This window comes from Hymenobacter sp. B1770, assembly GCF_049896385.1.
Lineage (GTDB): Bacteria > Bacteroidota > Bacteroidia > Cytophagales > Hymenobacteraceae > Hymenobacter.
Map to the genome: position 1 here is coordinate 1 of NZ_JAFCUF010000013.1, position 24,122 is coordinate 24,122.

Consider the following 24,122-nt stretch of genomic DNA (forward strand, 5'->3'; position numbering starts at 1 on the left):
TTCATCCTGAGCCAAGATCAAACTCTCCATTGTAAAATATTCCTACACTCATGCGAACATGAGCTGATGTCGAGTGCTGACCTTGCTCACATATTTGACGTTATCGTCTAATTCGTTTTGCTTGGTTTGTTTTACTGTAATTATCCCGGAGGAGAATCAACAAGTGAAACACTTACTATTTTGTTTGTTTCCGTCATTCAAAGAACGTTTGTTACTCCCATTTGAAGTAACAGTGCGAGTTTGTTTCAACTCTTTTTGTCGCTATTGCAGCGCCCTACGTGATTTGGGAGTGCAAAGGTACGAGGATTATTTTACTTGTCAAGTTTTAACCGAAAAAATTTAATGTTTTTTCTTTCGGCTTTTTCAAGTTTAGCCGCCTCCTTTTGAAGCGGGTTGCAAAGGTACGGTTGCTCTTTTCTGATTTGCAAGCTGTTTGAAAAATAAATTTTTCGTAAGCTTTTTTTTAAGAGGTCGCAGGTGATAGACATTGCTATCAAAGCAGGAGTTCCGACGTTTTCAAAATTTTGCTCGAGACTTTTGCTTCGTTGTGCCCCGTAGTCCGTTTGACGTTTTGGGACTGCAAAGGTAGGATGAGTTTTTGGCGCAGCAAGAGGAGTTCTAAGAAATACTTCAGGGATGGTTGTAAGTCGCTGATTGATGCGACGAAAGATTTTGGGTGATAATGATGGTCTCCCCCTTCCTTCCGTGTCACCATCTCCTTTACCAGCTTTTGACTTCACCTACCCGTTACCTTAAACTACTTATCCGTTTCAAAAAACATCGGTCCGTCACCTTATTAACTTCAGATTGGCTTGTTTGCTTTATCTATGAAAAAGAAGGAAGTGTTGCGAGAAGCGCTTCCATTACTTTGGCAGGCGCTTCTGGCAACACTTCCTTCTGGGTGGCACTTCGTTTTTTGGCTCAGTTTAGCGATGGAGGGTGCTTACTCTATCAGGACCAACGCTGACAATGCGGATGGGCACTTGCAACTCTTGCTCGAGGAAATCTAAGTAAGCCTTGAGGTTGATGGGGAGGTCTGCAGCGTCGTTAATGGTAGTGAGGTCGCTGTTCCAGCCTGGTAGAGTAATATACTCAGGGGTAACACTGGTGAGTTCACCGGGGTCAGGTAGCTGGGGAGTACTTTCGCCAGTGGCGGTGCGGTAGTGGGTGCAGGCTTGAATTTCAGTGAAAGCATCGAGAACATCAGCTTTCATAAGGTGAAGTTCGGTGACGCCGTTTAGCATGATGGCGTAGCGCAGGGCGGGTAGGTCAATCCAGCCGGTGCGACGGGGGCGGCCAGTGGTGGAGCCAAACTCACGGCCGGCCTGGCGAATTTGCTCGCCTACTTCGTCGTGGAGCTCGGTGGGAAAAGGGCCACTGCCAACCCGGGTGCAATAAGCTTTGGTGATGCCGTACACCTTATCGATGTGACGAGGGGCGATGCCTAGGCCAGTACAGGCGCCGGCGGCAATGGTACTGGACGAAGTGACGTAGGGGTAGGAACCGAAGTCGATGTCCAATAAAGAGCCTTGGGCCCCTTCGGCGAGGATGCGCTTGCCTTGGGAAAGTAGGTCGTTGAGGAGGTATTCGGTGTTGGTGAGCTGAAGGGTACGGAGGAAGTCGACTGCGGAGAAGAAGTCAGGCTCGAGGTCTTCTACTTCCAACTCCCTATTATAGTGGGAAGCAAGCGAGGCGTGCTGCGCGACGGCTTCTCTATAACGGGCTTCGAAATCCGGAAGAAGGATATGACCGACGCGGAGACCGACACGGCCGATTTTGTCGGAATACGTGGGGCCGATGCCTTTAAGGGTGCTGCCGATTTTGGAGCCGCCGCGGGCTTCCTCATTGATGCGGTCGAGGGCGCGGTGCGACGGGAGGATGAGCTGCGCCTTTTTGGAGATATAAAGGTTTTTGGCCCAGTCTACTCCCCTATCGGTAAGCTTTTGGAGCTCGGCGCGGAATACAACGGGGTCGAGTACGACGCCGTTGCCTACTATATTGAGGATGTGAGGGTGAAAAATGCCGCTGGGCACTTGGTGCAGGACGTGCTTGAGGCCGTCGAAGGTGAGGGTGTGGCCTGCATTGGGGCCGCCCTGGAAGCGCGCTACGGCATCGTAGGTGGGTGCGAGTACGTCTACAATTTTGCCTTTGCCTTCATCGCCCCATTGGAGGCCTACTAATACGTCTACTGGCATGTGTTTTTGTGTTCGCCCGTGGTATAAATCCTATCGCCTGCCCCATTCCAGAAAGGAAGGAGTAGGATGACTGGGTTATGTCGGGGAAATTGAGGTTTAAATTATTAACAAAAAAACAGCCGCCCTATTGGACGGCTGGCATAAGTTGTTCGCGGGCGGCAGTTTCATTGGCAGCCACGATGAAGATGTTGTTGAGTTTGGTAAGCGCTAGCATCTTTTTAGGATGGTCGGCGGGGTTGATGAGAACCATCTCGCCGCCACGACTGCGAAACTTGGTGAGAAGGGAAACTAGGACGCCAATGCCGGTGCTGTTGATGTAGCGAATTTCGGAGAGGTCAACGGCGCAGTTGGTGACGGATTCGCCGAGGTGTTGATTAATCGAAGCAACAAGTTGCTCGGTGTCGGGGCTGCCAATAAGGTCGCCGGTAAGGCGGACGAGCAGGACACCATCTTGTAAGGAACTGGTGGAGGTCATGCGGGAAGGGTGGGATTGCGGACAGCAGCTTGGGCGCGACAATCGCCACAAATACCGTAGAGATTTAAAGAATGGTGCAAGATATGGAAGTTCAGGAGCTCGCCCACCATGGTCTGGATGCCATGGATGCGAGGGTCGCAGAACTCCACCACTTTATGGCATTCGGTGCAGATAACGTGGTCGTGCTGGCGGTAGCCGTAGCTCTTCTCGTATTGAGCAAGGTTACGACCGAATTGGTGCTTGCTCACGAGGCCTTGTTCTACCAACAGGTCTAGGGTGTTGTAGACGGTGGCGCGGCTTACCTGCAAGCCTCTTTCCTTCATGCCGGCGTAGAGCTCGTCGACGTCGAAGTGCCCGGAGCGAGCATAAATTTCTTCGAGAATGGCATATCGCTCGCCGGTTTTGCGCAGGCCTTTGTTTTCGAGGTGGGCCGTAAAAAGCTTACGAACCTCGTCGAGCTTATCGGTATTTAGTGTAGCCTGCGAGGCTGCGCTGGGCGTGTGCTTGGCAGCGTAACCCGTTTCGGACGAGCCGCCTACCTCCTGCCCTGCCGTTTTGGCGGAGTCTGGGTGAGCGTGAGAAGCTGCTTGAGGGGAATTCACTGTATATATAAGGTGTAACTAGGACAAAGGTAAAATAATAGAGCGCGTCTAGGCGGTGCATTTTATTTAATACACGCATATGTTGCAAGCCAAAGACCCGCTAGGTAAGCAGCATCGGCAGCTTTAGGTTTTCTACTGCTCGAAATAAAGGTGATAATGATTGGCACAGCCCGGGTTGAAAGCGGCCTGGCACAAGGGGCAGGTGTTATTGCATTCCAAATACGCTGTGATGCTGAGGGTGCTTTTGCAGTTGCCGCAGTAGATGGCTTCCTGGTTGAATTCAGTTTTGGGCCAAACCACTGGGGCGTGGTCCGTGGCTTCTTGGTGACATTCGATGCAGGCATAGAACGCGTCGCAGCACTTGAACTTGATACCAATTATATCGCGCTCGGAATGATAATGAGCACATTGGGTGCGTTCATTCACCTCAGTACCGAAGCAGGTAGTGGGAGTAGCGTCTTTCACTTTAACGAGTCGAACCGTTCTACTTGAAGCACGCCATTTACCTTGCTCAAACGGTGAATGAGCTTATTCAGGTGGTCGGTGTCATTAACAAACACCATTATTTGGCCTTCGAAAATGCCGTCGTTGCTGTCTACGGTGATGGCGCGCATGTTCACCTTTAAGCTGGTGCTGATGATGCGAGTCACATCGTTAACCAAACCAACCCGGTCGGTACCCTTTATGCGGATGCCAGCCAAGAAAGCCAACTCAAGTTGCTCCGTCCATTTGGCCCGCACAATGCGATTGCCATAATTAGACATTAAATCAACCGCGCGTGGGCAGCTAGTTCGGTGGATGATGATGCCAGTATCGGTTTCGAAGCCAAACACGTCATCGCCAGGAATGGGGTTGCAGCAGCGGGCAATACTGTAGTTAAACTTGTCGGTGTGCTCCCCTACCACGAGCATGTCGGGCCGTACACCACGGATTTTCTGCACCTCGTGGTCGAATGTCTTTGGTTCGAGCACGGAAGGCAAACTGGTAACCGGCTTATCAGCGTGAAACAGCGGCTCCCGAATGGCACGGCCATCAACCTGCCCTATGGCCAGTCGATAATAAAACTCCTGAGCCGTGGGAACATTGAAATAAGCCAGCAGCCGGTTAAAATTCTCCTGGGTGAAGGGCACACCGATAATTTCCAACCGTTTTTCCAACATCTGGCGGCCGTCCTCTGCTTTGGAACGTTTGTCGTCGCGGAGGAAATCCTTGATTTTAGAGCGCGCCTTGGTGGTAATCACGTAGTTCAGCCACTCTGGGGTGGGCCGTTGCTTGTGCGAGGTCAAAATTTCAACCTGGTCTCCGTTGTGCAGCTGATAACTGAGCGGCTCCAGCTTCTGGTTGACTTTGGCCCCGAGGCAACGCAGTCCTATCTGGGTGTGAATTTCAAAGGCAAAATCCAGCGCCGTGGCCTTATCGGGCAGAATAACAAGCTTGCCCTTGGGTGTGAAAGCATACACCTCCTTTACGAACAAGTTCTGGCGAAACTCATCCATGAATTCCAGCGCGCTGGAGTTATTCGACTCCAGCATCTCGCGCACCTTATTTACCCAGCCCTCGAGCGAGCTTTCGGGCTGAATGCTGCCGGTGTCCTTGTATTTCCAGTGCGCTGCGTAGCCTTTCTCAGCGATGTCGTCCATGCGGCGCGAGCGGATTTGGACCTCCACCCACTGCCCCGCGCGCGACATTACAGTGGTATGCAGGCTCTCGTAGCCGTTGGCTTTGGGCGTAGATACCCAGTCGCGCAGCCGGTCGGGGTTCGGCTGGTAAAAGTCGGTCACGATGCTATACACCTGCCAGCAGGCGGCCTTTTCCTGCTCCGGCGGCACGTCCAAAATCACGCGGACAGCAAACAGGTCATACACCTCATCAAAGGTGATGTTCTGTTTTTTCATCTTTTTGAGGATGGAGTAGATGCTCTTGGGCCGCCCTTTGATTTCGTACTCAAATCCCTGTGCCTTCAGTTCATCATCAATTGGCTGCACAAACTCCTTGATGAAGCGGTTACGCGCGCTTTGGCTCTGCCGGACTTTGGCCTTGAGGTCGTTATAAGTTTCCGTATCGGTAAACTTCAGATATAAATCTTCGAGCTCACTCTTTATAGTATAGAGGCCGAGCCGGTGGGCCAGCGGCGCATATAGATACAGTGTCTCGGAAGCAATCTTGAGTTGCTTATGCCGCGGCATCGAGTCTAGCGTCCGCATGTTGTGCAGGCGGTCGGCAATCTTGATAAGAATAACCCGTACGTCCTCACTCAGCGTGAGCAGCATCTTGCGGAAATTCTCGGCCTGCTCGCTCGTACCGTACTCGAAGACGCCCGAAATTTTCGTCAGCCCATCAATAATTTTGGCCACTTTGCTGCCAAACTCGCGCTCGATGTCCGAAATCTCGGTCGGCGTGTCTTCTACTACGTCGTGTAGCAGCGCAGCCACAATGCTGGTTGTACCCAAGCCGATTTCCTCCACCGCAATCTGTGCCACCGCCAGCGGGTGCAGAATATATGGCTCCCCTGACTTCCGGCGCATCTCCTTATGAGCCTCAAGGCTCTGATTAAATGCCTTTTTAATCAGCTTGGGGTCACCATCCTTCAGATAAGGCTTGGCAGTGCGCAGCAGTCGGCGGTAATGGCGCAGGATTTCCTGGCGCTCGGCTTCGGGAGAGATAACGGGAGGCATAATAGGTAAAGTAACAAAGCACGGGCGGAAAAGGTCACTCCAAACCCACTACGAAGACTACTTACACATGGGCTTTGCATGCAATGGTTTTCCCGAGTACCTTTGCGGGCCCGTAGCAAGTGGCCGCGTGGCGCTCATATGCGGATATGGCGAAATTGGTAGACGTGCCAGACTTAGGATCTGGTGCCGCAAGGCGTGTGGGTTCGAGTCCCTCTATCCGCACTTTTTTGATGTAGGCCTTCAGTCGCATAGGCTGGAGGCTTTTTTTTCAACTTTTCAACCTAGCCAGCGGAAGCCGGCTCTCCTGTTTTGAACATTACCCTCGACAAGAACGACGAGCAGCTGACCGGGCTGCTGACTGTGCACCTGACCGAAGCCGACTACGCGCCGACGGTCGACAAGCAAATCAAAGAGTACACTAAGCGTGCCCAGGTGAAAGGCTTCCGCCCTGGCATGGTGCCCGTGGGCATGGTGCGCAAGATGTACGGCAAAGGCATTCTGGCCGAGGAAATCAACAAAATGCTGGGTAAGGCTGTGGACTCCTATATTAAGGAGAACAACATCAAGCTGCTCGGCGAGCCCCTGCCAGTACAGAGCAATGTAGATTTTGACACCGACAAGGACTTCGACTTCCAGTTTGAGCTAGGTCTGTTGCCCGACTTTGAGCTGCCCGCCGAGGGTGCGCTGCAAGTGGAGCGCCACCAGGTAACCATCGACGAGGACACGTTGACCCAGACCAACGAGCAGATTGCTCGTCAGTACGGCGAGACGACCAACCCCGACGAGTCGGAAGCTGGTGACTACCTGTTTGGTAAGTTGAAGAAGGCTGATGAGGAAGGCGAAGGCCGCACGGTGTTGCTGCCCATCGGCAAGGTGACCGGCGATGCGTCGCAGTTCATTGGCAAGAAGGCTGGCGACAGCATCACGTTTGACCTGCAGGCGGCTTTCGGCGGCGACGCGGCTTCGATTTCGAACTTCTCGGGCTTGAGCAAGGACGAGGCAGCGGCGGCTACCGGCGACTACGTGTTCAACGTGGAGAAGGTGAACCGCACGGCGGCTCCCGAAATGAACCAGGAGTTGTTCGATAAAGTGTTCGGCCCCGAGACAGTTTCGACCCAGGAGGAGTTCGACGCCAAGGTGCGCGAGACCATCCAGTCGAATTATGACCGCGAGAGCGACGGCGCGCTGAACAACAGCATCGTAGAACAGCTTGTGAGCACTGTTGACATCAAGGTGCCCACGGAGTTCTTCAAGAAGTGGCTCGTGCGCGCCAACGAAGGCAAACTGACGCCCGAGAAGGTAGAGGAGCATTACAGCGACTACGAGAAGGAGTTGAAGTGGAGCATGATTCGCAACAAGGTGGTGGAAGACGCTGGCCTGAAAGTGAGCAACGAGGAAATCGTGAACCGCACCCTCGACAAAATCATGGGCCAGTTCAACATGCCCAACATGCCCGACGAAATGCGCGAGTCGATGCGTCAGTACGCTGACCAATTCCTCAAGCAGGACAACGGCAAAAATTACGTGAGCGAGTACGAGGCCATTCTGGCAGAGAAAGTGCTCGAAAACCTGCGCGGCAAAGTTGTTGTTACGGAAAAGCCCGTAACGGCCGAAGAATTCCGGACTCTGCACAGCTAGTATTAGCCGAGCAGTTGCCGCTTTTTCAAAAAGCCCTTACGGAGACGTAGGGGCTTTTTTGTTGGGTTTCCGACAACATTCCTTTACTTCGTCCGTCTTTCTAACCTCACCCGCGCAAGCTTCGGCGGGCGCCTCATTTTCTTCAAATGCTGAATAAACAAGAGTTTCGCAAGTTTGCTGTTAAGCACCAGGGCCTCAGCGGGCTGGGTGTCGACCAATACATCCAACACGTGGAAGGCCAGACGCGTGGCGGTCTCATTATGCCCACCGGAATGACCCGCTCGGTAATTGAGGAGCGCCCCACGCGATTTGCTGAAATCGACGTGTTTTCGCGCCTTATCATGGACCGGATTGTGTTCCTGGGCACGGCCGTGGACGATTATATCGCCAATATTCTGACGGCGCAGATGCTGTTTCTGGAGTCGGCTGATGCCAAAAAAGACATTCTGCTGTACATCAACTCACCCGGTGGCTCGGTGTATGCCGGCTTGGGCATTTACGACACCATGCAGTACGTAAACCCCGACGTGGCCACAATTTGCACCGGCCTTGCGGCTTCGATGGGTGCTGTGCTACTGGCTGGTGGTGCTGCCAACAAGCGCTCGGCCCTCCCCCACGCTCGCGTGATGATTCACCAGCCTTCGGGTGGCGCGCAGGGTCAGTCGTCGGACATTGAAATCACGGCCCGCGAAATTCTCAAGCTCAAGAAAGAGCTGTATGACATTTTGGCCCAACACACCGGCAAAACTTATCAGGAAATCCACGACAACTCGGACCGCGACTATTGGATGCGTGCTGACGAAGCCAAAGAGTATGGCCTGATTGACGAGGTACTGGAGAAGAAGAAAGACTAATCACGGCTTTAGCCGGATTCTTCAGATTTCACAGATTTTGTTTGCAACAAAAAGCCCCTGCTTCATCAGCAGGGGCTTTTTGTTTTTCCTTAGTGAAGAGGAATGACGTGATTATGAAGGCTAAAACTTTCCTGTGATGCCCACTTTGAGGTAGGTTTGGTCGTAGCCCAACTCAGTGAACACCCCAAGATTTTCGAGCAGGAAATAACGGCCACCCACGAAAATGCCGGGCCTTAGCTTGACGCTATTTCCGGCATCAGGTGAGGCGATGCTCCCTTCAAATGAGGCTCTGGTGTAGAGCAAGCCAACTCCCAGGCCTGCGTAGGCATCGAACTCCGGCAATACTGGATAGTGAAATGCACCACGCAGGCCAAGCAGCACGTCGGTATACTTCCATTTACCACCATTGCTCAGGGAATAGGTGGCGCCTTGATAACCCGCCAGAATACCTGCTCCCAGCACACCCGGTCCTATCGTGAGAAGGCCGCGCTCGTACGACAAGCTAAGAGATGGAGAGGCCGATGGGCTCCCGCCAATGGCCTTTGTTTCATAATTGCTGCGGCTGCCCACGCCAATGCCGAGGTTCAGCACTTGGTCGCCGGCCACAAAAGGGCCATCCGTGAAAGTGGTGGGGAGCACTGTTTCCAAGAGAGAGGGCTCGGGTTCTGCGGCAGGCTCGGGGGGAGTAGTGGGGCGCGCAGGGGGCGCAGGAGCGGGCTTAGGGATGGGCTTGGCAGCGGGCTTGGGCGCGGTGCTGGTGGGCCGAGTGGTGGACTTGGGGGTCGGTTTGCGGGTGGTTTGGGCCTGAGCCCCAATGATGGGAAGAGCAGCTACTGATGCAGCTGCTACTAAAAGGTGAAAGACTCTTTTCATAGAACTACAAAGTAAAAGGTTCGAGAATGAAAAGAGCGAGGCTAAACAGGTTCTGGTAGCTGTTGACAAAACCAGATGATAGAAACAGCGGTTGTGCTTGGAAAATAAGGCGTGCCTGGTACCTCGTAGGCCCTTAAGCAACCCTCCGCAATAATTGGTGTCCCCGATAATATCCTGGTTGAGCAAACAGCAGCAACAGACGACAAAATCATCACCTATTAAATAGGGCTGGTCTTACGAGTTGAAAACCCTTAATATCCAGGGAATAGCTTATTTATGCTTTTTAAGATGGCACCATTTTTCTCGCTACAGGCGTTGGCCTTGTTGTACCTTTGAGCCCGCTTGTTTCAAAACTAGCCCTCCACCTACTATTCTATTCCTCTTTCCGTGGCTGAAATATCCTGTTCCTTTTGCAATAAGAGCAAGCGCGAAGTCGCCGTCATGATTTCGGGCATCAACGCCCACATCTGTGAAAAGTGTGTGGGTCAGGCTCAACACATTCTCAACGAAGAAGCTAAAGCTCAGGACGCCAGCAAGCAACCCAAATTTAACCTCATCAAGCCCAAGGCCATTAAGGAGCACCTCGACCAGTACGTGGTGGGCCAGGACGAGGCCAAGCGCGTGATGTCGGTAGCGGTATACAACCACTACAAGCGTCTGATGCAGAAGCCTTCGGAGGACGAGGTGCAGATTGAAAAGTCCAACATCATTATGGTGGGCGAAACCGGCACCGGCAAAACCTTTCTGGCGCGCATGCTGGCCAAGATTCTGCAAGTGCCCTTCTGCATTGCCGATGCCACCGTGCTGACGGAGGCTGGCTACGTGGGCGAGGATGTGGAAAGTATCCTTACGCGCCTGCTGCAGGCGGCCGATTACAACCTTGAAGCCGCGGAGCGCGGCATTGTGTACATCGACGAAATCGACAAGATTGCCCGCAAGAGCGACAACCCCAGCATCACACGCGACGTGAGCGGTGAGGGCGTGCAGCAAGCGCTGCTGAAGCTGCTCGAGGGCACTGCCATCAACGTGCCGCCGCAGGGAGGCCGTAAGCATCCCGAGCAAAAGATGATTTCGGTGAACACCGAGAATATCCTTTTCATCTGCGGGGGCGCTTTTTCGGGCCTAGACCGCATCATCAAGAGCCGGCTCAATACCAAGCCCATGGGCTTCGCCAAGACCAACCTTGACGATCAAGTGGACACCGAGAACTTTCTACGCTACGTGTCGGCTCAGGACATCAAGTCGTTCGGCCTCATCCCTGAGCTTATTGGTCGCCTGCCAGTGCTCACGCACCTCAACCCACTGGACCGCAGCACACTGCGCTTGATTCTGACCGAGCCGAAGAACTCGCTCGTTCGGCAGTACAAGCGCCTGTTTGGCATGGAGAACATTGAGTTGGACTTCACCGAAGAAGCGCTCGAATACATTGTGGAGAAAGCCGATGAGTACCGCCTGGGGGCCCGCGGCCTGCGCTCCATCTGCGAGAGCATTATGACCGATGCCATGTTCGAAATGCCTTCGGAAGAAGGTGCCGATGCCCTGCTTATCAACTTGAGCTACTGCCGCAGCAAGTTTGAGAAATCGACGCTGCGCCACATGCGCGCGGCTTAATACTACAGCTGAATGTATAAAAAAGGCATGCCAATTGGCGGGCCTTTTTTATGAGCAGGATGGCCGGGGCGCTGGCCGCCCCGGCGCTATTATTCTACTACCACGCGCTGAATACTTGGGGCTCGGCTGTCCATTTGCACGGTGAGCAGGTAGGTGCCGCTGGCCAAGCCGGCGGTGCTTAGCTCAGTGGTGTTGCCGCTGAAGCTGCGGGTGGTGATGGTCTGGCCCAGTACGTTGCGCAGAGTAAGCTGGGCCTTGCCAGTAGAAGCTGCCAAGCGCACGTGCAGAATACCCTTGCCCGCAACCGGATTGGGCCATACGCTGAACTCGCTCTTGCTGGCATTGGCAGTAGCAGTGACAGTCGTTACGGTGAAAGCGGTGCCAGTGGTAACGCCATCTGCGGTGGTCACAACTACGTCGCCGGTGGTAGCTCCAACTGGAACTGTGAAGGTGACGGTGGTACCGTTAACTACGGTGAAGCCGGTAACAGCCAGTCCGTTTAGGGTTATGGTGGTGGCACTGGCTAGGTCGGTACCGGAGAGAGTGACAACTGTGCCAACCGGACCGCTACTGGGGCTGAGGCCGGTAACAGCGGGTGCGCAGGTGGCAGTGAGCGCAAACGGACCCGTTTCGGAGCTATTGCCGTTGTCATAGCCAGTCACGAAAATGCGATATACGGTGCCCGACACCGAGGGGAAAGTGACGGTAGAAGCCGTGGACCTGTCACTGCAGACTGGCAACGAATCGTCGTTTCCGACAACGCAGGTGTAAGAACCGCACGCGCCCGTATAGACAAACAGCATGGTGTCGAAACCAGTGGCAGCGTTGCAGGTAGATAGGGTAATGTTGGTGCCGGTGCCCACAATGGTGTAGAAAACGCCGCCGCCCTCAATGATTTCGTCGCAGGTGCCGGTAGGGTCGCCGGTATCAGTAGCCCCCTCGGTGGTACCCATAACGGTTTGGCCGCAGGTCAGCGCGATGGCATTGGCACACAAATCGTTCGCGGGCGGCACCGCAAAGGCAGTGCTGGAAACACCTACACCGCCGGGAGTTGTAACGGCAATAAGGCCCGTGGTAGCGCCACTAGGTACGGTCGCGGTTATCTGCGTAGCCGAATTCACGGTGAATGTAGGAGCAGCAGTGCCGTTGAAGGCTACTTGCGTTGCACCGGAAAAGAAGCTGCCGGTTATTACCACCACAGTGCCTGCTCCCCCGGCAGTGGGCGTGAACGAGGCGATGACAGGGGCCGGGATTACCGTGAAACTGGCAGCTGAAACACTGGTATTGATGGGCGTGGTGACGGAAACAGGGCCAGTGGTCGCGTTCACTGGCACAGTGGCCGTAATTTGGGTGGCTGAATTAACCGTGAAGCTGGGCGCATTGGTGCCGTTGAAACTAATAGCAGTAGCACCTGTGAAGTTAGTGCCCGTGATGAGCACGCTAGTTCCCACGGGACCGGAAACCGGTGAGAAACTGGTAACAGCAGGTGGAGGGCCAACCACAAATGAAGTGGCGGAGGTAATCGTACCAGTTGGGGCCGTGACGGTGATAGGGCCGGTTGTAGTGCCAGCCGCCACGGTAGCCGTGAGCTGGGTAGCCGAGTTTACCGTGAAGCTGGCCGCCGCAGTGCCATTGAATCTAACAGCAGTGGTGCCCGTGAAATTCGAGCCCAGCACGGTAACCACCGTGCCGGCTAGCCCCCCCGTGGGCGTAAAGCTGGTAATGGACGGCCCCGCCGTGGGCGGCGTGATGGTGAAGTTGGTGTTGGAGATGTCAAAGAAATAGTTATCGGCGGCCTCTACCATTACGCGGGCCCGGGTTTGGGCCGAAGCGGGGCTGGGGGCTACTACTACGGCAGAGCCGTCATTGGGCTCGTTCAGGGCCAGCACCACGGGGTAGGTCAGGCCGCCGTCGAGGCTCAGACGCAGGTTGACGAGGGCGCAGCTAACTGGGGCATTGGTGGTGCCGGCAACGTCCCAGGTCACGGTTTGAGCCGCGCCGCCGGTCCAGGAAACGGCGGTGTTGGGAGCGGTTACAACAAAAGGGCCCGATGTGCTGCTTACCCCCAGGTTCACGAAAGGGCTGAAATCGACACCGCCAATCACGCCGGCCGGGCCACTGTGCTCATCGCGGGCCGTGCAGCGAAACCGCATCGTACGCGTGACAGCAGGCAGCCGCTCGCCAAGGGTAGTGGTGTTATTCACCAGGTTACTCAGGCGAGGAAAATAGCGCGTGGCCGAAGCAGTGGGGCTGAAAGAGCGAAAGAGAGGCACATTCTGACCAGCCACCTGAGGGGCCATGGGCGAAGCCTGGGGGCCGACGTCCATCTGTTCCCATGAATACGTGAGGAGGTCGTTTTCGGCATCGGTAGCCGTGGCCGTGAGCTTAAAGGGCGTGCCAATGGGTAAGGTTTTGCCGCTGGCCGGGGCCGTTACCACGGGGGCTGTGTTGCCGGTAGGCAAGTTGGCGGTGCTGTTGCAGGTGGTGCTTTCGATGAACGTGCGCATTTCCTGAAAACTACCCGTGTGAAAAAGCGCATCGGAAAAGGCCTGCAGGTTGTTGCTGGGGCCGCAGATACCCGCATAGGCCATAATGGTGGTACCCGAACCTGGCTCCCAGGCCGTAGGGGCATTGCGGTTGCCACCGGCACAGTTGTCGGCGTCGCCGTTGAAGGAATGACTGCCGCCGAACTGGTGCCCCATTTCGTGCGCAACAAAATCGATGTCAAAGGCATCGCCCACAGGGTCTGGCAAGCCAGTCACGCCACCGGCTTTCAGGGTGGGGCTACACACCGAGCCCTGGTAGGCCACGCCCCCCGCACCCGTGCTAAATACGTGGCCGATGTCGTAGTTGGCATTACCAATAATGGCGTCCAGATTGGTCTTGTTCTCAGCCAGCATAGCGCTGGCGTTGTTATCGGAGTAGGCCGGGCTCGGCTGAGGGCCCGTGCCACTCAAGAAAATAAGCTGGTTGTTGTTGGGCACCAGCACCATGCGCACGGCCAATTCTCTTTCATACACGCCCACCACACGGTTGACTGTTGACACCTCACCGGCCATCACGCCAGCAACAGTGTTGCCCTTGGTAAGCGCGTATTCGGGCGTGCAGGCCAGCGCCAGGCGATAAGTACGCAGCACGGAGCCGCTGGGAGCAGCCAGACGGGCACTGCCGCTGGTGGCTGCGCTGGGCTGCTTGGCAGCCCCTACCCCTAGCTTCGCCGGCGTGCTGACCGCGCTACAGAGAGCTCCCGAGGCCGCCGCACGGTTCATGTCGTGCCGATAAAAACTCAAATAGTGCCGGGTATCGGTCTGGCTTACGGGGTCGATGTAGAAGCTATTGCCGGACGCAGTAAGCACCTGTGCGTGAAAGCCCTGCAGCGTCATATCGAGGCGAACCGAAGCCGAGGGGTCATCGAGCCCAACGCCGGCGTAGGTTTTAATCTCGGGAAAGCGGGCGGCCAGGGCCGGTGCCATTACCAACGTTTGACGAAGGGCGAAACGACGAGTGGTACCATCGGGCAAGGGCAGGGCGAGCACCAGCGGCGCGGCGCCGGCCTGGACTTCGGCTGGCGCCAGCGCCAGCGCGGCACGCATGGCGGCCACATCGAGGGTCAGGGCCTGGGAGCGAAACAACGCCGACGCCAGCGGCGAGGCCGCAGCTGCCGTGCGGGCCTCGGCATTGGCCTGGAAAAGCGGAGCCACCCGCTGCTGGGCCCGAGCACCTGTCGTGAGACCTAGGGCTAAAAGCAGACAAGTACCAACCCAACCTAAACCGCTTCTGAAGTTGGCGCGCTCCGATGACGGAGGCGTGACCGGCTTGGGCGTATAGTTTTTTTTCATTCAGCGGTGGCGGAGGGTGCAAAAAGTAAAACTAAGAAGAAACCACTAGTCATTTTCCCAGATTTAAGTTCCGGAGCAGTTGATGTAAAGAAGCTTACTCCTAAAGTATAACTCAGGAACATTTCTGTTTCCTGACAGCTAATCATTCCAGAAGTTCAAAAATGGATTTTAGTTTTTAGAGTGGGCTAACGCGACCAACAAAAAAGCTCCGGGTTATTACCCGGAGCTTTTGCACGTTTATATGGATACGGGTTGTAGTTAAGAATTCCTACAATCTCTTACTCTAGTGCTCAACCCTAGCTCTGGCGTCAGAGCGTCGCGGCTCAGCCGGCTTTCAGGTATTTCACCATCAGCTCGGCCGTTTTTCTGGCGGCTTGCTGCTGGCCTAGCTTTTCGCGCAGCTCAGCATAGCCGGCCTTCATGCGGGCCATGTAGTCTTCGTCCGTCAGCATAAGCCTCAACTCATCGAGGAGGTTGCGGGCGTTGAAATCGTTCTGAATCAATTCCTTCACCACAGCCCGGCCCGCAATCAGGTTCACGAGGGATATAAAGGGCACTTTGATGACCATTTTGCCAATGGCGTAGCTCAGGTTGCTGGTGCGGTAGCACACAATCTGGGGCACGCCAAATAAAGCCGTTTCGAGCGTGGCCGTGCCGCTGGTGACCAGAGCAGCCTTGGCGTGGCTGAGCAGATCGAAGGTTTGCTCAAACAGGAAGCGGATGCCGTTGCGCTCGAAGTGGCGGTAGTAGTTCGGGTCGAGGTTGCTGACGCCGGCCACCACAAACTGGTATTCCTGAAAGCCGGGCAAAATGGCAATCATTTCGTGCAGCATCTCCTCAATCTCCTGTTTGCGCGAGCCCGGCAGCACGGCGATAATCGGCTTGTCAGGGTTGAGGTGGTTGCGCTCGAAGAAATCGGGCGTAGGCTGAAACTCGGCTACTGCGTCGGCCGTGGGGTTGCCGGTGTAGTCGACGCCGTAGCCAAACTTGTTGTAAAACTCTTCCTCAAAAGGCAGGATTACGAACATCCTGTCTACCCGGGCCTTTACTTTTTCGACGCGGCCCTGGTTCCAGGCCCAGATTTTGGGCGAGATGTAGTAAAAGACCTTGATGCCGTTGTCTTTGGCCACTTTGGCCATGCGCAGGTTGAAGCCGGCGTAGTCTACCAGAATCAACACGTCGGGCTTGTAGGCCAGCAAATCGGCTTGGCATTGCTTCAGGTAGCCCCGAAACTTGAGGACGCTGGTGGCAGCTTCCACAAAGCCCATAATGGCCAAGTCTTGGTAGTGACGCACCAGCTCGCCGCCGACGGCCTGCATTTGGTCGCCGCCCCAGAAACGAAACTGCGCGTTGGCGTCTTGCCCCTGCAACTCGCGCATGAGGTGGGCAGCGTGAAAGTCGCCTGACCGCTCGCCGGCAATTAGGTAATATTTCAATTTGTTACGTCATCCTGAGCGCAGCGAAGGACCTCATCACGTCCGCGCTACTTGGTTAGTAATTCTGACAAAAGCGCCCGTGATGGGATGCTTCCTTGGCTGACGCCGACCTTCGGTTCGTCAGCATGACAGGCGCTTAGCCTCCGTAGTATTCCACGAAGTTGCGTGGGGTCTCGTAGAGTTTCACGCAGTGTAGCTTGGCCTCGGTGATGGTAGGCAGCTCGCGCTCCAGAATCTGCCAGAAAGCGAATACCAGGTTTTCGGTGCTGGCCATTTGGCCGGCCATAAAGGGCACGTCGAGGTTGAGGTTTTTGTGGTCGACCTGCTCGGTGATGTGGGTGCGCAGGAGGTCAGACAGGGCTTTGAGGTCTACTACGAAGCCGGTTTCGGGGTCGGGCTGGCCTTTCACGGTGACGATGAGGTCGTAGTTGTGGCCGTGCCAATTGGTATTGGCGCAGGGGCCAAATACCTCGCGGTTGCGCTCGTCGCTCCACTTGGGGTTGTGCAGCTTATGGGCGGCGTTGAAATGTTCCTGACGGCTAACGTATATCATTTGGATTTTGAGCTTTTAGCTACTGGCTGTCAGCAATTAGCTTTCAAACAGTCCTTCTAAAAAGTAGCTAACAGCTACTAGCTAAAAGCTAGTAGCTTAATTATTTTTTCGCAGCAAATATACGAAGAAGGGTACCCCGAACAGGGCCGTGACCAAGCCCACTGGCAAGCCAGCTGGTGGGTAAAGCACGCGGGCCAGCAGGTCGCAGGCCAACAGAAAACACCCGCCCAATAGTGCGCACACCACCAGATTGTAGCGCCCCGTGGTGCCCAGCAGCCCCCGGGTGAGGTGCGGAACAAGCAGGCCCACAAACCCTACCGGGCCGCACAGCGCCACCACGCCACCGGTGAGGCCCGCTGCCAGCAGCACCAGCAGCCAGCGCCGTTGGGCCACGGGCAGGCCCAAGGCAGCGGCCCGCTCCTCGCCCAGCAACAGCAGGTTGAGGTCTTTTTGCAGGAAGGCCAATAAGAAAAGGCTAACGCCCAAAACGGCCGCCGGATATGGCAGCACGCCCCAACTAGCCCGCTCGAAACTGCCAAAAGCCCAGAATACGATGCTGCGCAAGTTGCCTTCGGAACTGGCCAGGAAGGTGAGCAAGCTGCCAATGGCCGCCGCCAGCGCCCCAACTGCCACGCCGGCCAGCAGCAGCGGCGCGGGCAAAATCTTACCCCGCCGGGTGCCCAGCGCTACCACCACCAGGGTGGCTGCAAATGCCCCCACCAGTGCTGCCACGGGTGGCAGGTACACGCCCGCCACTGTGAGCGACGGCACCAGCACAAACGACATAATAGCGCCCAGCGAAGCCCCTGAGGCGGTACCCAGCAGGTAAGGGTCAGCCAGTGGGTTGGTTACCAGCGTCTGCAGCAGATAGCCGCTCACGGCCAGGCTAGCCCCCGCCAGCAACGCCAGCACGATGCGCGGCAGGCGAAGCTCCACCAGGGCCAACTGCGCAGGTTCGGTGGGGTCGTAATGACGAAACGTGTTGAAAATAAAGCTGTAAGAGGTAGAATAACTACCTACGCGCAAGCCCGACACTACCAGTACTAAAAGCAGCAGTACGCCAATTATTAACCATAGAATGGGCCGGGAGTTCTTCAAGCTAACGGATTATGCATAGCGAGGACAATTGCTTACTGTATTTCGGCGTAAATTTTATCCCCGATTAGCTCCAGGTCGCCAGTATCGGTGTTAGTCAGCAGAATTACTATCTTCCGAAAATCCTTGTCTGCCAGCAAAACCGAGTTAAAGCCGTTGATGCTGCCACGGCGCTCGAGAACGGGGCCGGGAAATGTCTTGCCGTTGTAATAAAACCCGATGGTGGGGATGCCGCGAGCGTATTCTATAAAGCTGTTTGTCTGAGGAGCAGTTAACAGCTTGGCCGTCGTCTCAGCAGTCAGGAGTTTGTTTGCTTTCAGGCTCTGTACAAGTTTGTACAAATCATCCGGGGTTGAATAACCCCCTCCTGCTCCAGCGTAATTAGAGAGGTAAATCAGCGGGTCATTTTTAAGTGGCTCAGCTTTTTTACTGTTTCCGAAGCTATAATTATGGTAGCCATAGGCCAAGCCAGGAATCACTGTGCCTTCGACAACCATACCCGAATTGACCATATCCAGTGGTTTGAAAATATTGTCATGCAGAAGCTGCGGGTACGTTTTCTTCGATACCACCTCCAGCAGATGCGTTAGTACGATGTAATCGACGTTGTTGTAATTGAAGGTCGGCCTAGATGAGCTCTCTTTTGCTGCTACAAACTTGTTGAGAAACTCAGCCGTTGAATAAGGACTGCTATAGGCTTGAGCGGGCTCATTTTTCAGGCCGGAGTAATGAGTGAGCAAGTCCAAAATAGTGATGTTTTGGCAGTTGGTAGGCAAGCCGGCAATATATTGACTCGCTTTGTCTCCCAGCTTTAGCTGTTCCTTTTCTAGTAGTTGAAGCGTCAAAATTGCCGTAAGAAGCTTCGTCATTGAAGCAATAGGCAGACGCGTGTTTTTATCGATGGGAACTGCGAATTGCAGGTTTGCGAAACCCTTGCTGGCCCGGGCTACGACTTTGCCGTCATTCACCACGAGCATCGTGCCGTTGAAATGTCCAGCCTTGTGTTCCGCTGCCAGAATAGCATCAATCTTGTTTTTTTGACCCAAGGCATTACTGCTGAGCGACAAGCTGAATAAAATCGAGAACAACAGACGGAGCATCTTTGAGAATACTTATGAGGAAGGTCGGGAGCTGTGTGAGCGGTAACCAAGCCCCTGCTGGGGTGCAACGAACCACAAGAATGGGCGGTGGATGGTGGTTAGCGGGCCGCCGACGAATGGGTTGCATGGTGCGGCACGGCCCGAAGTAGCTTTTGTAGCTCGCGCACTGCCTCTACTACACGCGGACCGGGCCGCTCCATCAGGTTGCCGGTGATGGGGTAGACTTGGCGGGTTTGGTAGGCGCGAATGCGGCGCAGCTCGGGATAAATCCGAAAGAATGTGCTGTCCAGCTTGTCGAAGCTGCCGCCGAGGAGCACATCGGGGTTGAGCTTGAGAATGTACTCGCGGGTAAGGGCCGGATAGGGCTGGGGAAAGGTTTCGGTAACGGCGTTCTGGCCGCCAGCCAGCCGAATTTCATCGGTGAATAGGGTATTCTGACCGTAGCAGTAAATGGGGTCTTGCCAGGTAATGGCCAACACCTTGGGGGTAGTGGAAGGGTGGCTACCGGATGTACTAAGGGCTTTTAATGCTTGGCGCAGGGAGTCGGCTACGTGTTTGGCCTGGGGCACACGGCCGAGTAGCCGCCCCATGTCCTCGATGCCGGTGAACACGTCTTCGACCCGACGGAAGCGCTGGTAGTAGACCGGAATTCCCAGTTCTTGCAAGCGTTGGGCATCGTCGACGGAGGTGATGCCTTCGACGGTAAAGACAATATCGGGGTGCAAGAGCACCAGCTTTTCCATGTCGACGGGGTAGTTGTTCACGACCGGCTTTTGGCGGACGACAGCGGGGTAGTTATCCTGCGGCACGCGGGCCACGATGGTGGCGGTATCGGCCACGGCGTAGAGCATTTCGGTCATGCTGGGAGCCAGGGCCATTACGCGGCGCGGATTGGCCGGCAGGTTGAGGGTGCGACCCAGGCCGTCTGTCGCCGCCACCGTGTTGGCTTGTTTAGAGCGAGATTGGCAGCCTACTAGCAAGCCGAGGAATAAAAGCAGAGAAAGGAAGCGCATGGGACAAAGGTAGGCCCGATGCCCATCGGTCAAGCGCAACGGTTTACCTTTGCCCCGTTCAAAACCCGCCTCCTATGATAGTAGTCACCGGCGCGGCCGGCTTCATTGCCAGCTGCCTAGTTTCCCGCCTCAACGCCGCCAATTTCAACGATGTGGTGGTGGTTGATAATTTCTCGGTTGAAAAGAAGCTGCCCAATATCCGGGGCAAAAAGCTGCGCGAGTATGTAGACCGGGAAACGTTCTTCGACTGGCTCGACACTAACCATGCGCAGGTAGAGTTCGTGTTTCACCTCGGGGCCCGCACCGACACCACCGAGATGGACCCGGCCGTGTTCGACCTGCTCAACCTCAACTACTCCAAACGGATGTGGCAGGCCTGCTGCCAGTACCAGCTGCCGCTGGTGTACGCCTCCTCGGCCGCAACCTATGGCGATGGTACCCTGGGCTACACCGATACCGACGAGGCCCTGTTTCCACTCTACCGGCCGCTGAACCCATACGGCGACTCCAAAAACGACTTTGACAAATGGGCGCTGGAACAGAGCGAGAAACCTTATTTCTGGGCCGGCCTGAAGTTTTTCAACGTGTACGGCCCCAATGAGTATCACAAGGGCCGCATGGCGTCAGTTATTATCCACGCCTTCAACCAAATTCAGCAGACGGGTTCGATGATGCTCTTCAAATCGCACCACCCCGACTACACCGACGGCGGGCAGATGCGTGACTTTGTGTATGTGAAAGACGTGGTGGAGGTATGCTATTTCCTGCTGCACCACCGGAAAGATTCAGGCATCTACAACCTGGGCAGCGGCCAGGCTCGCACCTTCCTCGATTTGGCCATGAACACTTTCAATGCCCTGGGTCGCACGGCCGACATCCAGTTTAAAGCCACGCCCGAGGACATTCGCGACAAGTACCAGTACTTCACCGAGGCCGACATGAGCAAGCTGAAGAACATTGGCTACGACAAGCCCTTCACCCGCTTGGAAGACGGCATTGCCGATTACGTGCAGAACTACTTGGTACCGGGCAAGTACATGTAGGCTGATTTCTTTAGTTTGCGCGGAGGAAACGGCCCCAAAACCATCTGGTCAACCAGCGGTTGCCACTCCTCCTCCGCTCCAGACTTCGGTGCCGAGCGCACCGGCGCTTTCGGACTTCTACTGCTCCTTCCATTCTGACCCACTTGACATATTCAGGCCCACCCGTTATTACAGTTGTGGGGGGCGGCTTCTCGGGCACGGCATTGGTGTTGCAGCTGCGGCAACAGCCAGCCCTGGCGCAGGCCCAAATTCACTTGGTCGAGCCCCGGGACATTCCCGGGCCGGGGCTGGCATACACTGCTCGCCGACCCGAATATCTGCTCAACGTGCGCCCGGGGGGCTTGAGTCTTTACCCCAACAAGCCCAGCCACTTTGCTACTTGGCTGCAAAGCCAGCCCGAAGGAGCCCCTGGCTTGCCCGACTTTGCATCGCGGTCCAGCTACGGCCGCTACCTGAACGAGGCGCTGACGGAAGCCTTCACGGCTCCCCAAACTGGTAGCGGCAGCCTTACATGGCACCACACCAGCGCGGTAGTGGCACGGCTCCAACCCGATGGCCGCCGCGGCGTACTTCTTGCCAACGGCACCACGCTGGTGAGCGACTTCGTGGTGCTGGCGCTCGGCAACTTCCCACCTCTCCCACCGGCTGGGCCCGACCACCGCTACCTCCACCACGACGCCTACCACGCCGACCCGTGGGCGGCGGGCAGCCTGCGCCGCATTGGCCCCGATGATTCTGTGCTACTCATCGGCTCGGGTCTGACGGCTGTGGACGTGCTGCTGGCCCTGCGCAAAGACGGCCACCGGGACCCGGTGGCCGTGGTAGCACGCCACGGCCGCTGGCCCGCCGCGCACGGCCCGGCCGCCGTCGATTATCCCAACTTTTACCCGGAAATGGCGGCCGAAACTACCGTAACGGGTGTGCTGGCCGTGTTTAAGCGGCATCTGCGCGCCGCTGCCGCCCAAGGCATCGACTGGCGACCGGTGCTGGATGCCCTGCGGCCCGACCTGGGGCGCATCTGGGGCGCATGGCCGCTGCAGGAGCAGCGCCGGTTTCTGCGCCACCTGGCCGGGCTATGGGCTGTGACACGGCACCGCAGCCCGCCGCAAAACGCCGCCGCCGTAGCAGCCCTGGAAGCCGCCGGCCTGGTGCAGCTGCACGTGGGCACGGTGCGCGAAATACTTCCCGACGGACCTATGCTGCGAGTGCGCGTGCGGCCCCATGGCGCCTCGGGCAGCTGGCACGTGGCCCAACATGTGGTGTGCTGCACCGGCCCCTTGCTCGACTACAACCGCATTGCCGACCCACTGGTAATGAGCCTGCGCGACGCTGGCCAGCTTACGGCCGATTCTCTGCGGTTGGGCTTGCTCACCGATGAGCACGGGGCCCTGCGCGGGGCCGATGGCCAGGTTTCCAACACCTTGTTTACCCTGGGGCCCAGCCGCCGGCCGGCATATTTTGAGTCGACGGCCGTGCCAGAACTGCGGCAGCAGGCCATAGCCCTCGCGGTGGAACTGGCCAAGCGAGTTTCTTCCTGAGAAGATGAACCCAATGAAAAGCCCCAATCGCCAAGCATGGCAATTGGGGCTTTTTGTATAGTGTGTGACTGCCAAGCAAGGCACCGACACGGCCAATTTAGGCGGCCATGCGCTCTGAAGTGGAGTAAAGCGGCAGCACAGGAGCCGATTCTGTGAAGAAAGAGGACGCGGGGGCAGTTGCCTGCGTTGGGCGAGTCAAGGCCGCGTCATCGGCGTGGCGGCGCAGGGCGCGCATCAGCAAGTACTTATATTTCTCAGCATCGGCCAGAGCCTGCTCAATGGCTTGCACGGCATCAGAATAAGCCACCACCGGCTGCAACTCGCGGCGCGGACGGCGGGCTTCGAAAACATGGGCTTCGAGGTAATCGGCAGCAGACTTCATGGCAAATAGTTGGGCTGTATTGTCGTCAATATCGGCGTGCTATATTAACCCAAAAGGCCTTGTTTTCATTCCTTCAAGCACATGATTTACAGCAATTTTTCGTGCTATAAATCAATCAGTTGAAAACAAATTTTCAGCAATTTTGTGCATCATCTTCAAGCAGGAAGCTAGACGATTTTCAACACCACTTTGCCAAACTGAGCGCCGGCATCAAGACGGCGTAGGGCGGCTTCGCCTTCGGCTAGTGGAAACACCTCGTCCACCACCGGAATGATGCTTTTTTCGGCAACCAACTGGAGCATATCTTCAAAGTCCTGCTCGGTGCCCATGGTGGAGCCCAAAAGGCTGAGTTGCTTCCAGAACACTTTAGCGGGCGGCAGTTGGGGGATGTTGCCCAGCGTGCCGCCGAAGAACACAATGCGGCCGCCAGGAGCCGCGGCATCGAGCAGGGAGTTGAACGCGTCGCCGCCCGCGCTGTCGATGATGACGTCGAACGGCCCGCCAGCTTGCTGCACCAAAGTTTTCACCCAGTTCTCGGCGTTGTAGCTGATGCCGCCTTTTGCGCCCAGCGTTTGGGCCCGGGCCAGCTTCTCCTCGGAGCTCGATGTAACCCAGACCTCGGCCCCGCGGGCGGTGCAGAACTGGGCGGCCAGCAGGGCCACGCCCCCTCCTACCCCGGTCACGAGCACGCGCTCGCCGGCTTGCATCTGCGCACGGGTAAACGCGGCACGGTAGGCGGTGAGGCCCGCCAAGGGAAGCGCAGCCGCTTGCTCGAATGTCAAGTGCGCTGGCATGGGACGGATGTAGCGGGCTGGAAGCGTGATGTATTCGGCGAAAGTGCCGGGGTCGGGCATGCCAAGCACCACAAAGTCTTTGGCCTGGGCGCGCGGGTTGTCGCCCCAGCGCAGGCCGGGGTTGATGAGGACCTGCGTGCCCACGGCCGGAGCTTCAGCTGGCACGTTTTCGCCATGCGCCGCTACTTCGCCGGCGCCGTCGGCACCCAGGGTGCACGGCAGCTGGATGCCCGCGTATTTGCCTTGCTGAATAAACACGTCGCGGTGGTTCAGGGCGGCGGCATGGAGTTTCACCAGGATTTCGCCGGCGGCGGGCGTAGGGGTTGGAACGTCGCGAACTACCGCGGGCTGATTAATGGCGTCGAGCTGGAGGGCTTGCATGGATTCAGTGAGTAGAATAATGAGC

Annotated in this window: 20 protein-coding genes and 1 tRNA gene; 6 read left to right on the plus strand and 15 right to left on the minus strand. The window is 56.2% G+C overall.

The genetic code is table 11. The annotated features are described in order from the left end of the window. Positions 1–311: 311 nt before the first annotated feature. The 6 genes from ACP7AJ_RS19380 to ACP7AJ_RS19405 all read right to left on the minus strand — a co-directional run bounded on the left by ACP7AJ_RS19380 (position 312) and on the right by ACP7AJ_RS19405 (position 5,947). Entirely contained in the window at positions 312–740 is a 429-nt protein-coding gene (locus ACP7AJ_RS19380; RefSeq protein WP_426061856.1) for a hypothetical protein, read from the minus strand. 186 nt (positions 741–926) lie between these two features. Beyond that, the gene (locus tag ACP7AJ_RS19385) at positions 927–2,195 is read right to left on the minus strand and encodes an adenylosuccinate synthase (RefSeq protein WP_426061857.1); all 1,269 of its coding nucleotides are present in this window, start codon (positions 2,193–2,195) and stop codon (positions 927–929) included. Positions 2,196–2,319: 124 nt separating this feature from the next. Further along, positions 2,320–2,670 carry an STAS domain-containing protein gene (locus ACP7AJ_RS19390; RefSeq protein ID WP_426061858.1) on the minus strand — a complete coding sequence of 117 codons (351 nt, stop codon included), beginning with the start codon at positions 2,668–2,670 and terminating at the stop codon, positions 2,320–2,322. Then, a complete protein-coding gene (locus ACP7AJ_RS19395) occupies positions 2,667–3,272 on the minus strand; it encodes a Fur family transcriptional regulator (protein ID WP_426061859.1) in 606 nt (201 codons plus the stop codon). The genes ACP7AJ_RS19390 and ACP7AJ_RS19395 overlap by 4 nt, the downstream gene beginning before the upstream one ends. 132 nt (positions 3,273–3,404) lie before the next feature. Continuing rightward, positions 3,405–3,737: a CHY zinc finger protein gene (locus ACP7AJ_RS19400; RefSeq protein ID WP_426061860.1), complete on the minus strand. Its 333-nt coding sequence runs from the start codon at positions 3,735–3,737 to the stop codon at positions 3,405–3,407. After that, positions 3,734–5,947 (minus strand): RelA/SpoT family protein, encoded by a 2,214-nt coding sequence (locus ACP7AJ_RS19405; protein WP_426061861.1) that lies wholly within the window; start codon positions 5,945–5,947, stop codon positions 3,734–3,736. Before ACP7AJ_RS19405 ends, ACP7AJ_RS19400 begins: the two co-directional genes overlap by 4 nt. 140 nt (positions 5,948–6,087) lie before the next feature. Here ACP7AJ_RS19405 and ACP7AJ_RS19410 point away from each other — a divergent pair. The 3 genes from ACP7AJ_RS19410 (at position 6,088) to ACP7AJ_RS19420 (ending at position 8,439) form a co-directional block, all read left to right on the plus strand. Next, positions 6,088–6,169, plus strand: a tRNA-Leu gene (locus ACP7AJ_RS19410). 87 nt (positions 6,170–6,256) lie between these two features. Beyond that, positions 6,257–7,585, plus strand: a complete 1,329-nt coding sequence (tig, locus tag ACP7AJ_RS19415; RefSeq protein WP_426061862.1) for a trigger factor — start codon at positions 6,257–6,259, stop codon at positions 7,583–7,585. A 146-nt stretch (positions 7,586–7,731) separates the two neighbouring features. After that, a complete protein-coding gene (locus ACP7AJ_RS19420) occupies positions 7,732–8,439 on the plus strand; it encodes a ClpP family protease (protein ID WP_092677162.1) in 708 nt (235 codons plus the stop codon). 120 nt (positions 8,440–8,559) lie between these two features. Here ACP7AJ_RS19420 and ACP7AJ_RS19425 read toward each other — a convergent pair whose 3' ends face one another. Next, positions 8,560–9,312 carry a hypothetical protein gene (locus tag ACP7AJ_RS19425; protein WP_426061863.1) on the minus strand — a complete coding sequence of 251 codons (753 nt, stop codon included), beginning with the start codon at positions 9,310–9,312 and terminating at the stop codon, positions 8,560–8,562. 387 nt (positions 9,313–9,699) lie between these two features. On the opposite strand from ACP7AJ_RS19425, the gene clpX reads away from it, so the two are divergent. Then, positions 9,700–10,923, plus strand: a complete 1,224-nt coding sequence (gene clpX, locus ACP7AJ_RS19430; protein WP_092677166.1) for an ATP-dependent Clp protease ATP-binding subunit ClpX — start codon at positions 9,700–9,702, stop codon at positions 10,921–10,923. Between the two features lie 89 nt (positions 10,924–11,012). Here clpX and ACP7AJ_RS19435 read toward each other — a convergent pair whose 3' ends face one another. From ACP7AJ_RS19435 to ACP7AJ_RS19460, 6 genes are all read right to left on the minus strand, one after another. After that, positions 11,013–14,762 carry a reprolysin-like metallopeptidase gene (locus tag ACP7AJ_RS19435; RefSeq protein ID WP_426061864.1) on the minus strand — a complete coding sequence of 1,250 codons (3,750 nt, stop codon included), beginning with the start codon at positions 14,760–14,762 and terminating at the stop codon, positions 11,013–11,015. Positions 14,763–15,085: 323 nt separating this feature from the next. Then, on the minus strand, positions 15,086–16,198 hold the full coding sequence (gene lpxB, locus ACP7AJ_RS19440) for a lipid-A-disaccharide synthase (RefSeq protein WP_426061865.1): 1,113 nt from the start codon (positions 16,196–16,198) through the stop codon (positions 15,086–15,088). A gap of 136 nt (positions 16,199–16,334) precedes the next feature. Then, positions 16,335–16,751, minus strand: a complete 417-nt coding sequence (locus tag ACP7AJ_RS19445) for a 6-pyruvoyl trahydropterin synthase family protein (protein WP_426061866.1) — start codon at positions 16,749–16,751, stop codon at positions 16,335–16,337. Positions 16,752–16,847: 96 nt separating this feature from the next. Next, complete coding sequence (locus ACP7AJ_RS19450) at positions 16,848–17,849, minus strand: FecCD family ABC transporter permease (protein ID WP_426061867.1); 1,002 nt, start codon at positions 17,847–17,849, stop codon at positions 16,848–16,850. Between the two features lie 32 nt (positions 17,850–17,881). Further along, positions 17,882–18,946 (minus strand): serine hydrolase domain-containing protein, encoded by a 1,065-nt coding sequence (locus tag ACP7AJ_RS19455; RefSeq protein WP_426061868.1) that lies wholly within the window; start codon positions 18,944–18,946, stop codon positions 17,882–17,884. Between the two features lie 98 nt (positions 18,947–19,044). Next, on the minus strand, positions 19,045–19,959 hold the full coding sequence (locus ACP7AJ_RS19460; protein ID WP_426061869.1) for an ABC transporter substrate-binding protein: 915 nt from the start codon (positions 19,957–19,959) through the stop codon (positions 19,045–19,047). A 74-nt stretch (positions 19,960–20,033) separates the two neighbouring features. On the opposite strand from ACP7AJ_RS19460, the gene rfaD reads away from it, so the two are divergent. Further along, positions 20,034–21,002, plus strand: coding sequence for an ADP-glyceromanno-heptose 6-epimerase (rfaD, locus tag ACP7AJ_RS19465; protein WP_426061870.1), 969 nt, complete (start codon positions 20,034–20,036; stop codon positions 21,000–21,002). Positions 21,003–21,145: 143 nt separating this feature from the next. Next, complete coding sequence (locus ACP7AJ_RS19470) at positions 21,146–22,540, plus strand: FAD/NAD(P)-binding protein (protein ID WP_426061871.1); 1,395 nt, start codon at positions 21,146–21,148, stop codon at positions 22,538–22,540. A 97-nt stretch (positions 22,541–22,637) separates the two neighbouring features. Here the strand turns inward: ACP7AJ_RS19470 and ACP7AJ_RS19475 are convergent, their stop codons facing one another. Next, a complete protein-coding gene (locus tag ACP7AJ_RS19475; RefSeq protein ID WP_426061872.1) occupies positions 22,638–22,922 on the minus strand; it encodes a hypothetical protein in 285 nt (94 codons plus the stop codon). 167 nt (positions 22,923–23,089) lie between these two features. Continuing rightward, on the minus strand, positions 23,090–24,097 hold the full coding sequence (locus tag ACP7AJ_RS19480; RefSeq protein ID WP_426061873.1) for a zinc-binding dehydrogenase: 1,008 nt from the start codon (positions 24,095–24,097) through the stop codon (positions 23,090–23,092). Positions 24,098–24,122: the final 25 nt, after the last annotated feature.

Excerpts from the sequence above, each read along its gene's own strand:
- ACP7AJ_RS19445 (WP_426061866.1), bottom strand. The coding sequence starts at position 16,751 with ATGATATACGTTAGCCGTCAGGAACATTTCAACGCCGCCCATAAGCTG.
- ACP7AJ_RS19390 (WP_426061858.1), bottom strand. The coding sequence starts at position 2,670 with ATGACCTCCACCAGTTCCTTACAAGATGGTGTCCTGCTCGTCCGCCTT.
- rfaD (WP_426061870.1), top strand. The coding sequence starts at position 20,034 with ATGATAGTAGTCACCGGCGCGGCCGGCTTCATTGCCAGCTGCCTAGTT.
- ACP7AJ_RS19425 (WP_426061863.1), bottom strand. The coding sequence starts at position 9,312 with ATGAAAAGAGTCTTTCACCTTTTAGTAGCAGCTGCATCAGTAGCTGCT.
- ACP7AJ_RS19385 (WP_426061857.1), bottom strand. The coding sequence starts at position 2,195 with ATGCCAGTAGACGTATTAGTAGGCCTCCAATGGGGCGATGAAGGCAAA.
- ACP7AJ_RS19455 (WP_426061868.1), bottom strand. The coding sequence starts at position 18,946 with ATGCTCCGTCTGTTGTTCTCGATTTTATTCAGCTTGTCGCTCAGCAGT.
- ACP7AJ_RS19480 (WP_426061873.1), bottom strand. The coding sequence starts at position 24,097 with ATGCAAGCCCTCCAGCTCGACGCCATTAATCAGCCCGCGGTAGTTCGC.
- ACP7AJ_RS19405 (WP_426061861.1), bottom strand. The coding sequence starts at position 5,947 with ATGCCTCCCGTTATCTCTCCCGAAGCCGAGCGCCAGGAAATCCTGCGC.
- ACP7AJ_RS19475 (WP_426061872.1), bottom strand. The coding sequence starts at position 22,922 with ATGAAGTCTGCTGCCGATTACCTCGAAGCCCATGTTTTCGAAGCCCGC.
- ACP7AJ_RS19435 (WP_426061864.1), bottom strand. The coding sequence starts at position 14,762 with ATGAAAAAAAACTATACGCCCAAGCCGGTCACGCCTCCGTCATCGGAG.
- ACP7AJ_RS19420 (WP_092677162.1), top strand. The coding sequence starts at position 7,732 with ATGCTGAATAAACAAGAGTTTCGCAAGTTTGCTGTTAAGCACCAGGGC.
- ACP7AJ_RS19460 (WP_426061869.1), bottom strand. The coding sequence starts at position 19,959 with ATGCGCTTCCTTTCTCTGCTTTTATTCCTCGGCTTGCTAGTAGGCTGC.